The sequence below is a fragment of the Marinomonas sp. 5E14-1 genome, assembly GCF_039939215.1.
Taxonomy (GTDB): Bacteria; Pseudomonadota; Gammaproteobacteria; order Pseudomonadales; family Marinomonadaceae; genus Marinomonas.
Window position 1 is genome coordinate 92,796 of record NZ_JBDXMW010000013.1, and the last position, 14,107, is coordinate 106,902.

At 41.3% G+C, this 14,107-nt stretch carries 14 protein-coding genes; 8 read left to right on the forward strand and 6 right to left on the reverse strand.

Annotated features, from left to right (window positions below; translation table 11 throughout):
- Positions 1-67: 67 nt before the first annotated feature.
- Genes ABFY09_RS12440 through hemC form a run of 4 tightly spaced genes read right to left on the reverse strand, consistent with a single transcriptional unit; the run spans position 68 to position 4,250 of the window.
- A complete protein-coding gene (locus ABFY09_RS12440; protein WP_347984637.1) occupies positions 68-1,297 on the reverse strand; it encodes a heme biosynthesis HemY N-terminal domain-containing protein in 1,230 nt (409 codons plus the stop codon).
- On the reverse strand, positions 1,294-2,556 hold the full coding sequence (locus tag ABFY09_RS12445; protein ID WP_347984638.1) for a uroporphyrinogen-III C-methyltransferase: 1,263 nt from the start codon (positions 2,554-2,556) through the stop codon (positions 1,294-1,296). Before ABFY09_RS12445 ends, ABFY09_RS12440 begins: the two co-directional genes overlap by 4 nt.
- A gap of 1 nt (position 2,557) precedes the next feature.
- The gene (locus ABFY09_RS12450) at positions 2,558-3,310 is read right to left on the reverse strand and encodes a uroporphyrinogen-III synthase (protein WP_347984639.1); all 753 of its coding nucleotides are present in this window, start codon (positions 3,308-3,310) and stop codon (positions 2,558-2,560) included.
- A gap of 16 nt (positions 3,311-3,326) precedes the next feature.
- Positions 3,327-4,250: a hydroxymethylbilane synthase gene (gene hemC, locus ABFY09_RS12455; protein WP_347984640.1), complete on the reverse strand. Its 924-nt coding sequence runs from the start codon at positions 4,248-4,250 to the stop codon at positions 3,327-3,329.
- 168 nt (positions 4,251-4,418) lie between these two features.
- Between hemC and argH the strand changes: the two genes are divergently transcribed.
- Positions 4,419-5,825: an argininosuccinate lyase gene (gene argH, locus ABFY09_RS12460; RefSeq protein WP_347984641.1), complete on the forward strand. Its 1,407-nt coding sequence runs from the start codon at positions 4,419-4,421 to the stop codon at positions 5,823-5,825.
- Positions 5,826-5,903: 78 nt separating this feature from the next.
- Here the strand turns inward: argH and ABFY09_RS12465 are convergent, their stop codons facing one another.
- Positions 5,904-6,668, reverse strand: coding sequence for a hypothetical protein (locus tag ABFY09_RS12465; protein ID WP_347984642.1), 765 nt, complete (start codon positions 6,666-6,668; stop codon positions 5,904-5,906).
- 222 nt (positions 6,669-6,890) lie between these two features.
- On the opposite strand from ABFY09_RS12465, the gene ABFY09_RS12470 reads away from it, so the two are divergent.
- From ABFY09_RS12470 to trxA, 6 genes are all read left to right on the forward strand, one after another.
- Positions 6,891-7,007, forward strand: coding sequence for a lipoprotein (locus ABFY09_RS12470; RefSeq protein ID WP_347984651.1), 117 nt, complete (start codon positions 6,891-6,893; stop codon positions 7,005-7,007).
- Positions 7,008-7,021: 14 nt separating this feature from the next.
- Positions 7,022-8,275, forward strand: a complete 1,254-nt coding sequence (lysA, locus tag ABFY09_RS12475) for a diaminopimelate decarboxylase (protein WP_347984643.1) — start codon at positions 7,022-7,024, stop codon at positions 8,273-8,275.
- A 10-nt stretch (positions 8,276-8,285) separates the two neighbouring features.
- Positions 8,286-9,116, forward strand: a complete 831-nt coding sequence (dapF, locus tag ABFY09_RS12480; RefSeq protein WP_347984644.1) for a diaminopimelate epimerase — start codon at positions 8,286-8,288, stop codon at positions 9,114-9,116.
- Positions 9,117-9,123: 7 nt separating this feature from the next.
- Positions 9,124-9,789, forward strand: coding sequence for a DUF484 family protein (locus ABFY09_RS12485; RefSeq protein ID WP_347984645.1), 666 nt, complete (start codon positions 9,124-9,126; stop codon positions 9,787-9,789).
- Positions 9,786-10,499, forward strand: coding sequence for an HAD-IA family hydrolase (locus ABFY09_RS12490; RefSeq protein ID WP_347984646.1), 714 nt, complete (start codon positions 9,786-9,788; stop codon positions 10,497-10,499). The genes ABFY09_RS12485 and ABFY09_RS12490 overlap by 4 nt, the downstream gene beginning before the upstream one ends.
- A 106-nt stretch (positions 10,500-10,605) precedes the next feature.
- Complete coding sequence (trxA, locus tag ABFY09_RS12495) at positions 10,606-10,932, forward strand: thioredoxin TrxA (protein ID WP_347984647.1); 327 nt, start codon at positions 10,606-10,608, stop codon at positions 10,930-10,932.
- A 52-nt stretch (positions 10,933-10,984) separates the two neighbouring features.
- Here the strand turns inward: trxA and ABFY09_RS12500 are convergent, their stop codons facing one another.
- Positions 10,985-12,409 carry a peptidoglycan DD-metalloendopeptidase family protein gene (locus tag ABFY09_RS12500; RefSeq protein WP_347984648.1) on the reverse strand — a complete coding sequence of 475 codons (1,425 nt, stop codon included), beginning with the start codon at positions 12,407-12,409 and terminating at the stop codon, positions 10,985-10,987.
- A 106-nt stretch (positions 12,410-12,515) separates the two neighbouring features.
- Between ABFY09_RS12500 and tyrS the strand changes: the two genes are divergently transcribed.
- Positions 12,516-13,820, forward strand: coding sequence for a tyrosine--tRNA ligase (tyrS, locus tag ABFY09_RS12505; protein ID WP_347984649.1), 1,305 nt, complete (start codon positions 12,516-12,518; stop codon positions 13,818-13,820).
- The last annotated feature ends 287 nt before the right edge of the window (positions 13,821-14,107 follow it).

A 14,107-nucleotide genomic window follows, 5' to 3' on the forward strand; every position in this document is an offset into this window, starting at 1 on the left:
CTGAAATGAAAAACGCTGCTATGAAAATAGCAGCGTTTTTTTATTACCTGTAAATTGAAGGGTTTGTTTAAGGTAAAGGAAGAGATTTTAAGTGCTTACTTACCTGATTGAGATTAATCATCATTAAATCTTGGCTGGCTTTTGTTTCGCCCATCGCTTTGAGCAGTCTACTCAACTCAGCTAATGCTTCATTTTGACTGTCTAAGGCTAAAGCTTGTTCATAGTAATCTTTTGCCTTGCCCCATAACATCATGGATTGACTCAAGCGTCCGCAAGCTAGATATAAATTTGCGCTGGCTGGTTTTTTCTTTAGCCAGTTTTCACAGTTTGCGAGCAGCTTTTTATAAGTGCCTTGATCAATATTTCCATACTCGAAAATAAGCTCTTCAGACCATTTTTGATTCAGCTTATGACGAATGAAGTTTTCCGCTTTGGCGTGGTCACCAAATTGAATTAACGTTCGAGCATATAAGACACTCATTTCCGTATCTTGAGACAGTGTGTCTAATTTATTCCAGAGTGTTTCTAGTTCAGCCACTAGCTCTTGGCTGCTTTGTCCTAGTTTATTGCGAAATTTGATTTTATCCAACAAGGCTAAAAAAGCATTGCGCTCAAGCTCAAGCATGTTGTCATCATCAAATATACCGTCTTTTTTTAATGTTGGGGTCAGAGTCAGTAGTGCGTCCCAGTCTTTTAGCTTGGTGTAAACCGTGACGAGCATTTTCAAAACTTGTTTATGCTTTGGTTTGAGTTTCTGTAGCCGAAGTAAGGAAGCGAGGGCGCTTTCGTAATGACCTTGCTTTATTTGTATTTGGCTTTGGGCAAAGCCAATGGCAAACTCGGCTTCTGGAGTGGATTTGTGGGCGGATCTGAGTAAAGCTTTGGAGCGCTCATGCTCGTCTTGCTCACTCGCTGCGTATGCTGCACTGATGTAGTTTATAAGAGGGTAAGGTACCTTTTCAGCACTGTTCGTTAAGAGCTTTTCCGCTTTATGCCAGTTTCCTCCAACAAGCTCTAGCATGCCTCTTATTGTATTTCGAGACGCTCTCTTCTGAGCTAAATTGCCTGTTACTTTTGCCAGTGAGCTGCTTGGCTTTAATGCAATAAACAGGATGCGTTTTATCCAGCTCATAACAAATAAGGCGACAATTATCCCTGCCAGCAACACCCACAAGCTGGTTTCAATTGTTACGCCATTATAGGCCACTAAAACATAGCCGCTGTCTTGACGCATCAGAAGCCCTAAAAGGCCGCCGACTGCCATCATAATGACTAATAAGAAGAGGAGTTTTTTCATATCTCATCTCCTGATTGTGTTTCAGTTGTTGTTTTGGGTGTCACTGCTTTTGGTGTAGTTGCAATAGGTGAATTTGTAGAGGATGGCGTACTGTCTATTTTACTTGTCCAATTTTGCATTAAAGACTTCATTGCTGTTAATGAATCTCTAGGTAATGGGAAGCTAGGAGTAGGATTGAGCTGCTGCATGGATGTTAAGTTTGATAAAAATGACATGACAGCTTTTGATTGTGTATCAAAATGTTCTGTAACTGCATCGCCAGCACGTTTGAGTGATTGCTGATAAATGACAGATTCGCCTTTTAGAAGCGCTACTTGAGCGACATCCAATTGTAGTTGTAAGCCAGTAATAAGCTCTTGATATTCTGCTGGTGGCAATAATGTTTTGATAGGTTTGTGGTCGTAATTGATCACTACTAAAGAGCGTAGAGATTGCCAGAAGCTAGCCAATGCGACTTCAATTGAGTTCACTTCAGTATTATTGTCATCTATTGAGCTGGTTTCATTTGTTGAAGATTGCCACTTTTTAGAAGGTTCTCTTTGTGGAAGAGTTGGCACATTATCGTATAATGCACTTAATTTTAAATAAGCACCTTCTAAGTCAAATTGGCTGACAGAGCTTAATGCTTGGATATCTTTCGCTAATGCTTTACGTGTTGCAAAAACGATTGGGTCTTCCAGTTCGTTTAAAATGCCATCAGCATTATTCAATAATGTAATTGCGCCATTGCTGTCGGACTCTAATAACAGACGTTGATTTGCTAAACGAATAAGATATTCAGCTTCTGCTAACTTCCAGTCTTCCTTTGTGGTGTTATCCAATCGGCTGAGTTTGGCTTCAAGAGAAAGTATCTGCTCGTCTTGTCGGTTCTGTTTGTCGGCCAGTTGTTGTTTTTCGGCTTGAGTTGTTTCGTCTGTGTTTCGTATTTGCTCAATGAATGTCTTGAGTTGAGCTTGATTCAGAGTGTTTGTGCTGATTTTTTTATCTAAATTATTCTGCTGATTTTGCAGTAGTGTAATGTCTTGAGAAAGTGAGCTTTGCGTGCTCTGGTAATAAAGCCATCCGTTCGCTGCCAAAGCAACAACAGATAAGCAAAGCGATGTCGCAACCAAAGATTTTACTTTCCCTTGAGAAGGCGTTTCTTGCTGCGCATCATCTTTTTTTACTGACTGTGTTTCAGCTTTGTCAGATGTGTCTTTTATTTGTGTGGAGTGGTTGTCTTCAGCGACCGAAGTTTCTTGTTTGTTGTTCTCTGTCATTCTATTTTCCTATATAAAATTCCGTCGCTTTGAGTAAGCTGTTGTCGTCGGCGCCATCGGCGCATAAAGCATTAATCCAACCCATATTTATTGCTTGCTGATTCACTCTAAGACTGGGGGTGAGTATCGGAAGTGTTTTCCAGTCTGGTTTATACTGTTCTGTGTATTCTGATAAATTTATGAGATTGTCGCCACTGGTTACCCATATTAAATCTATATCGGGCAACATGAAAAAAGTTTGAGCTTTATATTCAGGTTTTTTTCGCTCATACAGTGAAAGGTAACTAACTTTTGCGCCTTTTTCTTCAAGTTTGTCGCCGAGTGTGGTTCTGCCGCCGATTCCCCGAACAATGAGAACTTTCTGATCTGTCATTTTGACAGGTTTCATCCATTCTAATAGTGCTTCACTTGTGTTTCCTGGATTTGATAACGCAGGAATGCCTTCGTTAATCAATGTTTGCGTGGTGCCTTGACCAATGCCAATCCAATGAACTTTTTCAGGTAGCATTGGCCAGCATGTGTCTAGCCAATCCGCGGCGAGTCTCGCGGCGTTTTTGCTGACGAAAATAACATAATGAAATTCATCAATGTTGAATATTTGTGATTGTATTTTTGCTTTATCTGCTGGACTGTCTAGCGCTTTGATTTCGAGCATTGGTAAAGTAATTGGTTGGGCACCTAATGCCGTAAGACGCTCGCAACTCAATGTGTTTTCTGGCTCTGGTCGTGTGATGAGGATATGACAGTTTTGCACTTAATTGTTGTCCAGTTTATTGATAAAGGGCGTCGAGAATTTGATCTGCGCCGCGGACGAGCAAATCTTCAGCCAACTTAATGCCTAATTCTTTTGCTGAATTTTTGTGACCACGGATTTCGCCTTGAATCATGACTTTACCGTCAGGGCTGCCGACCAAGCCGCGGAGCCAAATGTTGTCGTTTTTCAACAGGGCGAAACACGCGATAGGCGCTTGGCAACCGCCATTTAAGCGTTCGTTGACTGCTCGTTCTGCCATGACTCGAATGGCGGTTTCTTCATGTTGTAATGGGGCGAGCAATTGGAATGTTTCCGCATCATCGCTACGACACTCAATGCCCATGGCGCCTTGTCCGCCAGCGGGTAGGCTTTGTTCCGCCGACATTCGTTGACGAATTCTGTCTTGCATTTCCAAACGAAGAAGACCGGCTGTGGCAAGAATAATAGCGTCGTATTCGCCATTATCTAGCTTACGTAAGCGAGTGTTCACATTGCCTCTGAGGTCTTTGATGACAAGATCTGGACGATGCATTCGTAACTGACAAGAGCGGCGTAAGCTTGAAGTGCCAACCACACTGCCTGCAGGCAATTCATCAATCGAAGAAAAGTTGTTTGATACAAACGCATCTGTTGGGTCTTCTCGTTCACAAATAACAGCTAAATCTAAGCCTTCAGGAAACGCCATAGGTACATCTTTCATTGAATGGACAGCAATGTCAGCTCGACCGTCAAGTAATGCTGTTTCAAGTTCTTTGACGAACAAACCTTTGCCGCCGATTTTTGATAATGGCGAATCTAAAATCTGGTCGCCTTTTGTGGTCATACCAAGTAATTCAACGTTTAGCTCTGGGTACAGTGATTCGAGTTGTGCCTTTACATTGTTTGCTTGCCATAAGGCAAGTTGGCTTTCACGAGTGGCAATAACGATTGTGTCTTTCACGGTATCTCCCAAAATGCGGATGGTCAAAAGAATGCAGGACATCCTTCTGGTGTGTTTTGTTCTCAATGATACTCGTTAAGCACAAAGTCGTCATCCTTCGTGCTTTATAAGTCAAGGCGCTTAAGGTAATCTTGGCAGCTGATTGAATATTGTGTAGGAACCAATTGAATGACTGATACAAATAAAACCACAAACCAGCAATGGGGTGGTCGTTTTTCTGAGCCTGTTGATGCTTTTGTTGCACGTTTTACGGCCTCTGTTGAGTTTGATCAACGTATGGCTAAACAGGATATCCAAGGCTCTATTGCCCACGGCAAAATGCTAGCAAGCGTAGGTGTGTTAACAGAAGAAGAGCGCGATCAGATTATTCAAGGTTTGACAGAAATCGAACAAGAAATTGCCAATGGGGAATTTGAATGGTCGATTGAATTAGAAGACGTGCATATGAACATCGAAGCGCGTCTAACCCAAAAAATTGGTATTACAGGCAAAAAACTTCACACTGGCCGCTCTCGTAATGACCAAGTGGCGACAGATATTCGTTTATACATGCGTGATGAAGTAGATTTTCTTCTTGAAGAAGTAACTCGTTTGCAACAAGGTATCCTGAGCTTGGCAGAAAAAGAAGCGGATACCATTATGCCGGGGTTTACTCACTTGCAAACAGCACAACCTGTAACCTTTGGTCATCATTTAATGGCTTGGTACGAAATGATGCAGCGTGATTATGAGCGTCTTGTTGATTGTCGTAAACGTATTAATATTCTTCCTCTTGGCGCCGCTGCGCTTGCGGGGACAACTTACCCAATTGATCGTAATATGACGGCCGAGTTACTTGGTTTCGAGCGCCCAACTTACAACTCTCTGGATTCTGTTAGTGATCGTGATTTTGCCATTGAATTTACCTCAACAGCATCGATTATCATGATGCACATGTCTCGCTGGGCAGAAGAAATGGTGATGTGGGCCTCCGCTCAATTTAACTTTATTTATTTGCCAGATCGTTTTTGTACTGGTTCTTCTATTATGCCGCAGAAGAAAAACCCAGATGTGCCTGAGTTAGTGCGTGGCAAAACAGGTCGAGTTTATGGACATTTGATAGGCTTATTAACACTGATGAAGTCTCAGTGCTTGGCTTACAACAAAGACAACCAAGAAGACAAAGAGCCTTTATTTGATACGGTAGACACCTTAAAAGGGTCATTACGTGCGTTTGCCGATATGATTCCTGCTATTGAATCTCGCAAAGAGCACATGTATGAAGCGGCTCGTCGAGGTTTTTCTACGGCAACAGATTTGGCCGATTACTTGGTTCGTCAAGGTGTCGCTTTCCGTGATGCTCATGAAGTGGTTGGTAAGGCTGTAGGTTATGGCGTTAAAGAAGGTAAGGATCTGTCAGAAATGACATTGGAAGAATTGCAGTCTTTTGGCGATATGATCAAAGCGGATGTGTTTGACGTATTGACCTTAGAAGGTTCTGTTGCCGCGCGTGATCATGTGGGTGGAACGGCGCCAGCACAAGTCTTGAAAGCAGTTGAACGAGCGAAGGCAGAATTGGCTGGGCGTTTTGCTTAAAATATAAGCATTTTGCTCATAAAAAGCGGTGGATGACGCTTTTTCTACTTAGGTGTTTCAACTTAGTAGAAAAGAGTTTTAGTCACCGCTTTTCAGTTGCTCAATCGAAAAAGGCGAGTCCGCACCTAAAAAGATGCTAGGTGCAATGTTTAGCTCAAATAGAAATGTTTTACTCTTCCCTGTGCACCCTGAAAAAACCACTGCCCACGGTTCATCACTGCCTACAGCGGGAATGCGCCAGCATACACCATCTATATTGACGTAACGTGCGCCATCTGGCCCAGTGATGACTGGGTAATCTATTTTTTTGATTTGTCCTTTTAAATACTCTTGTTGAGCCACTTCAGACGCGGCTATTTTTTTCCTTAATTCTGGCGAAAAGACTGTATCTACAACATTGTGGCTATTGCTTGAATGTAAGTTGATTGAAGATAAATCCAGCAAGCTAGGTTTCGTGATTATCACATCATCATTTTCTATTTCACCGCTTCTCCCTTCACTGCTTAAAAAGTTGTTTTCTGTTGAAAGGTCAAAGAAGGTTTTGTTGAATAATTCTGTACCGTTAAAATTTTTTATGTCATTTGATGTGGTTTCTATTATCTGAGGTGACGTCTCATCGCTAAATTCTTCACTTGTGCTTGGAGTATCTGCCGCAGTTTCTTCATTTTTCAAAAGAGGCTCTTCCGTTGTATCAGGTAGTAGTTGTAGCTCAAAGCGAGAGTCGTTCGATGTGACGTCTAGAGATTTGAACCAATTAAATTGAGGTGATATTAGAAAGAATAATATGTGTACAAAAATCGCGCAGAAAATAGCCACCGACCATGGAAGGATTTTTCTTTTCATTAAATTTTATAGACCTTTTACGCTTTGGAAAAAGAAAACGGTTAACGGGGTTCATTGTAAGCGCTTAAGTGGAGCTGTGCGCCTTGTATTGAGGTTAACAAATCCAAGTGCCTCTTTATTTATATTTTTCGTAAAGATTATCGATGTAATTGATTGGCTAGGGTTGGGAAACGAACTGGCCGCAAGGTATACTCTGTGAATCAAAAATAGAGAGAAAAGATGATGTTTAAGTTGTTTTCTGTATGTATATTGGCTTTTTTTCTTGTAGCGTGCGGTAACAAAGGCGCTCTTTATTTGCCGAGTGACACTATCAATGAACAGCAAACATCTTCTTTATAGCTGAGGATTCCCCTTTGGATTTTTTTAATTATTCTAATCATACTCTGCAAGCAGAGAATGTTTCTTTATCTGACATTGCGAACCAATACGGTACGCCTTGTTATGTTTATTCACGTGCTGCTTTTGAAAGCCATTACAATGCTTATGCTGATGCCTTTTCTTCGCACCCAACATTAATTTGTTATGCGGTAAAAGCTTGTTCCAATATTGCGATACTTAATATACTGGCAAAACAAGGTGCAGGTTTTGATATTGTTTCTGTTGGTGAGCTAGAACGTGTTCTAAAAGCAGGTGGAGATCCAGCCAAAGTAATGTTTTCAGGTTTAGGTAAGCAAGCTGGTGAAATGCGCCGTGCTTTAGAGGTTGGCATCCATTGCTTCAATGTGGAATCTGAAGCGGAGTTATATCGTCTTGACCAAGTGGCTGGCGAAATGGGTAAAAAAGCACCTGTATCGTTACGTGTGAATCCTGACGTAGACGCTAAAACTCACCCTTATATATCAACAGGTTTGAAAGAGAATAAGTTCGGTATTGATATTCAGGATGCCGTACGAATCTATAAAATCGCCAATGAATTACCAAATTTAAATGTGATGGGAGTGGATTGCCATATTGGATCGCAGCTCACTGAGTTGAAACCTTTCTTGGACACATTTGACCGTTTGATCGGCTTGGTTAATCAGCTGGCTGATGAAGGTATTAAGATTAAGCATCTTGATCTAGGTGGTGGGTTAGGTGTTCGCTATCGTGATGAAGTGCCGCCATCGCCAGCCGATTACGCGAAATTGTTGCTAGAAAAGGTAAAAGGTCTAGATGTGACCTTGGCGTTTGAGCCTGGTCGTTCGATTGCCGCTAATGCTGGCGTTTTATTGACTCAAGTTGAATTTTTGAAGTGCACGCCTCATAAAAACTTCGCGATTATAGACGGTGCGATGAACGATTTGATTCGTCCTTCTTTATACAGTGCTTGGATGGATGTTGTGCCTGTGTCTTTGGCAGCAACGCCAGAAGGTAAGCGCAGTTATGATTTGGTTGGCCCTATTTGTGAAACAGGCGACTTCTTAGGCAAAGATCGCGAATTAGATATTCAGGCCGGCGATTTGTTGGTTGTGCGTTCTGCTGGTGCTTATGGCTTTACCATGTCTTCAAACTACAACAGCCGCAATCGTGCGGCAGAAGTGATGGTCGATGGTGATGCTACTCACTTGATTCGTGCCCGTGAAACAATCGAACACCAGTTAGCTGGTGAACAAGTTCTACCAGACTGAGGAGCTTTTTGTGTTATTGAAGTTTACAAAAATGCATGGGCTTGGAAATGACTTTGTTGTTGTCGATGCGGTGTCGCGAAAAGTCTTTTTTAATAAGCAGCAAATCGAACGTTTAAGTGATCGTAACCTAGGAATTGGTTTTGATCAGCTTTTGGTTGTTGAGCCACCATCGAATCCTGACATGGACTTTCGTTACCGTATTTATAACTCTGATGGCAGTGAAGTAGAGCATTGTGGCAATGGTGCTCGCTGCTTTGTTAAGTTCGTTCTTGATAGAGGACTAACAAACAAGCGTGTCATTGATGTTGAGACAAAACGCGGTGCGATTCAGCTACGAGTTATAGATGATGACTTGGTTACGGTTGATATGGGTAGCCCAAGTTTTAAGCCAAAAGACTTACCTTTTACGGCAGACGCTTCTAATTTACTGTACGAAATAAACGCCGGAGAGAAAGATTACCTAATTACGCCTGTTTCGGTTGGTAATCCTCATGCTGTTATTAAAGTAGATGCTCTGATGGACGAAGAGGTCGCGACAACGGGGCCTTTGCTTGAAAGTCATGAACGTTTTCCTCAAAACGTTAATGTTGGTTTTATGCAGGTTGTCAGCCCGACTGAAATTAATTTACGTGTCTACGAACGCGGCGTTGGTGAAACTCAAGCTTGTGGAACGGGCGCATGTGCTGCTGTAGTTGCAGGTATTAAGCAAGGCTGGTTGTCTCCTAAGGTTACTGTTCATGCCTTGGGTGGAGATTTACATATCGAGTGGCAGGGCGAAGGGCAGTCAATTTTTATGACAGGACCTGCTGTGAAAGTATTTGAAGGCCAAATTTATCTATAGAGGTTGTATGAGCGAAGAGGAAGTAATTCAGTATCTGTTGAGTACGCCAGATTTCTTTGTTCGAAATTCTGATGTATTAGAAAGCTTAACGCTCCCTCATCCTGTTAGTGGTAATGTCGTTTCTTTGCTTGAGTATCAAGTGAGTGTGTTACAGAAGTCGACAGCTGGCTATCGAAGTCAATTTGAACGACTTGTTGATGTCGCACGAGAAAATGAATCGACCATGCAGAAGAGTCGCCGGCTTATACTGGCTGGCTTGAACTGCGAATCGTTAGACGACTTTTCTATGGTAGTGGGGGACATGGTTAGAGATGATTTTCAGGTGCCTTATTATTCCCTTATTTTATTTGACGATGTTATAGACAGTTCCGTTAGAACTCATAGCCTTGTTAATGAAGATGCTGACTTGTCTCATACTTCAGGGTTTACTGAATGCTTCTGTGGTATCTTGCCTGCGAATGAAATGAACTATTTATTTTCAGACGATGCAGTCAAAATTCACTCTGTGGCTGTATTGCCTCTTCTTTCTCGCTCAGGCGGTGAAGTGAAAAAATGTGGTGTTCTCGTTTTGGGCGATAAAACGCCTACGACTTTTAGCAAAGATAAAGGGAGTCTGTTCCTTCAATATCTTGCTGATTTATTGAGTGCCATTCTACTAAGGTTGTTGAAATGAGTGTTTTGATTACATTTGATTTAGATAATACCTTGTGGGATGTGGCGCCAGTTATCACAAGAGCTGAATATGCAATGGAGTTTTGGTTTGAAGAGCGCTTTCCAGGGTATAGTCAGCAATTTCCATTTTCTGTTCAGGAAAGCATCAAACAACAAATTATTGATAAAAATCCAGAAATTGCTTTCAACCTGACTGAATTACGCTTGAGAGTGTATAAAACTTCGTTAGGAAAATTTGGCTTGCCAACAGAAGAGGCAGATTTAATGGCGAAAGCGGCATTGACGCATTTTTGTGAGTGGCGCCAAAGGGTGGATCTTTTTCCTCATGTTGTGGATGTTCTGGAGGAGTTAAATCTGGATTATGATCTGGCAGTTATCACAAATGGAAATGCCGATGTTTTTCATCCTTATGTCGGGTTGGGGCAATATTTTGACTTTGCTATTCGTGCAGATCAAGTTGGAGCAGCAAAGCCTAGTGCCGATGTTTTCTCTATGGCAGCTAAGAAAGCAGGATTAGACTTCTCTCAAATTATCCACGTTGGAGATCACCCAATAGATGATGTTTTAGGAGCGACAAATATTGGAGCAAAAAGCATTTGGTTTAATCGTCACGGTGCAAGACGATGGGCGGATGAATGGGGAGCCAGATCCAATGCTGAAGTACACTCGTTATTAGAGTTGCCTTCGGCTATTTCCTCTTTGACGCTATAGGCTTTGTCTATCATTTCAATTGAAAGATATAGATTCTTACCCTAAGTATTTAGTGGTACACTAACCCCATTAATTAGTACAAACAGATTTTAAGGGAAACTTAATTATGAGTGAAAACACGATTCAAATCACCGACGCACAATTTGCGGAAGAAGTATTGAATTCAGACCTTCCAGTAGTTGTTGATTTTTGGGCTCCTTGGTGTGGTCCTTGTAAAATGATTGCTCCAGTTCTGGAAGACGTTGCAGCAGAGTACGCTGGTAAAGTTAAAGTAGTTAAACTTAACGTTGATGAAAACCAAGAAACAGCACCGAAATATAATGTTCGTGGTATTCCTACATTGCTTGTTGTTAAGGGTGGTGAAGTTGTTGCAACTAAAGTTGGCGCCGTATCTAAGTCTCAGTTGGTTGACTTCGTAAATGGCGCTATCTAAGAAGTGTTAAAAACTTTCAAAAAAGGCAGCTAATTAGCTGCCTTTTTTTGTTTTATCTATTTTTGATTGATGCGAGTTTTTGGGCGAAAGCTGGTGAGTGAGAACTTTCTAATGTTGCTACAACCTGTTTTGCGTAAGGCAAGAAAGCTTGTAGATCTCTTTTTGGCATTGGTTCATCGTTAGGTAGCTTTACTGTTACTGGGTTTTTGTGAACGCCATTGATGCGAAATTCATAGTGTAGGTGAGGGCCAGTTGCCCAGCCTGTTTGCCCTACATAGGCGATTGTTTTTCCTTGAGATACTCTAGCACCTCGTCTTGTTCCTTTTGCGAATCCTCTCAGATGTGCATAAAGTGTTTGATAGCCTTTGCCATGATCAATAATAACCACGTTGCCGTAGCCATTTTGTGTTCCTGCAAAAGATATTTTTCCGTCACCTGCTGCTTTTACTGGCGTTCCGCTTGCTGCTGCATAATCAACGCCACGATGAGGTCGGCTTGTCTTGAAAATCGGGTGTAGTCGGTTTGGGTTAAATTTAGACGAAATGCGTGTGAAATCCACAGGGGTTCGAATGAAGGCCTTGCGCATAGCTAAACCGTCTGGTGTGTAATAGCTCGAGCCTCTGGATGTTGTGTAACGAATGGCTTGAAAAGTACGTCCATTATTAATGAATTGGGCCGCTATGATATTTCCGTGGCCAATTTTTTCACCATCTAGAAATTTTTCTTCATATAAGACGCTAAGACTATCGCCCTTGCGAATGTCAAGGGCAAAGTCGATATCCCAACCAAAGATGTTGGCAAGTTCAATGAGTAGAGATTGCTTTATTCCTGATGCTAGACCATCAACAAAAAGGGAGTTGTTAATTTCAGCTTCTTTGTAAGTCTTTATGATGTCTGGCTCTCGAGAAATCTCTGTTCTATCAAAAGCGTCTTCGCTACGCTCAAAAGTCACTTTATCCAAACGGTTTAATACAAGAGTAATTTCAGTTAGCTCTCCTGTCTTTTCGTTGGTAATAAAGCTGAGCTCTTGTCCAGGTAGCATTTTCAATAAAGTTTTCTGCTTCTTATCTGCAAGAGAAACTTTGTGGATGTCCTGAGCTGAAATGCCTTCGCGTGATAAAAGCTTCGACAAAGAATCACCTGAAGAAACCGTAACAGTTTGTTTTTTATAGGTTGGTGGGCTGTTCTTTTTTATTAATGCTTCAGGTGTTGGTGCGCTGTATGTTGTGTTGATGTTGTCTTGTATTGAAAATTGTGTGTTGTTGTTTTGATCTGATTTTTGAATGTTTATATAAGTTGGTTGTTGTAAGTTGTTGAAGACGAGATCGGATTGGTGGACTTGTTCGAGATTGGTCTCAATAGAAATTACTTTGTTCTGAGAAGGTTGCTCTTCTGGAATGGCGATCAAAAGTATAGCGAGAAGAGTGCTGACAACGGCAATAAGGAGTAAATGTTTTGTAGGTATTAACTTGATCAAAATAGGTATCCAAAAATTCTTTAAGAAAGCCTTATCATCCTATCAAGATTGCTTTTATAATTGAATGCTTAACTCATGTAAACTCACTAGGAAATGGATCAAAATAATGACGGTAAGCAGTAAAGACCTTATAAATGACTTGCAAGCTCGTGGACTGATTGCCCAAATGACGGCAGAAGAAGAGCTAAAAAAACATCTTGAGGATGAAAGTCGTACACTTTATTGCGGTTTTGATCCAACAGCAGACAGTTTGCACCTTGGTCACCTTGTTCCTTTACTTGTATTAAAGCGATTTCAGGATGCTGGGCATAAGCCAATTGCATTAGTTGGTGGTGCAACAGGATTGATTGGTGATCCAAGTTTTAAAGCGACAGAGCGTCAATTGAATACATCAGATGTCGTGGCTAGTTGGGCTGAAAAAATTCGGGGTCAAGTAAGCCAGTTTGTGAAATTTGATGATGTATCAAATCCAGCAAAAGTTGTTAATAACTTAGATTGGGCTGGTGAAATGAGTATGCTGGATTTCTTGCGGGAAGTCGGTAAGCACTTCTCTGTTAATGCGATGATTAATAAAGAGTCTGTACAACAGCGTCTTAATAGAGAAGGTGCAGGTATTTCTTTTACAGAATTTTCTTATGCTTTGTTGCAGGGGATGGATTTCGCAGAATTGAATCGTACTTATGATTGTACTATCCAAGTTGGTGGAAGTGATCAATGGGGGAATATTGTTGGTGGTATCGACTTGTCTCGCCGTCAGAATCAAGCTCAAACATTTGGTCTGACAGTTCCATTAGTGACGAAGTCAGATGGTACAAAATTCGGTAAAACAGAATCTGGTGCTGTGTGGTTGGATTCAGCTAAAACAAGTCAGTATGCTTTTTATCAGTTCTGGATGAATACAGCAGATGCTGATGTGTATAAATTCCTGAAATTTTTTACCTTCTTAAGCCTTGAAAAAATTGATGCTATTGAAAAGGCTGATCAAGAAAGTGCAGGCAAACCAGAAGCGCAATCTATTCTTGCTCGCGAAGCAACTAAATTAGTGCATGGTGAGGCAGGGTTGCAAGCGGCGGAACGTATTACGAAAGCCTTGTTTAGCGGTCAGGCGGATGACTTGAGTGAGCAAGACTTAGAGCAGATTCAATTGGATGGTTTGCCAAGTAGCTCTTTAGAAGAGGGGGATTTATCTACTACACCTTTAACTACTTTATTGGCAGAAGCGGGATTGGCAGCGAGTGGTAAACAAGTAAAAGATGCATTGCAACGTAATTCCGTTGTTGTAAATGGTCTTGCTCAAGGAATTGATAACAACATGGACGCTGCTGCAATTTTTGCTGCAGAAAATGGTTACTACAATAAGTATTTCTTAGTGAAGCTGGGTAAGAAAAAACACCATTTATTTGTTCTTTAAGTGAGTGGTTTGTCTATCTAGTGAAAAGGCGCATAAGCGCCTTTTTTTATACACAGATAAAAATATTGAAAAACTTTCAAAAAGTGCTTGCGCTAAAAAAAACAGAATGTATTATACCCACCCACTGACACAGTCGCTGAAGCAAATTTGATTTTGCAACTTGGTTCTCTAAGTGAGTCGACATGTAAGTCAAACGCTCTTTAAAATAGATAATCAGATAATTTGTGTGGGCGCTCGCTGGAGACTTCAGAAGACCATTGCATTGCTATTTTTAGTGTGTATTTGGT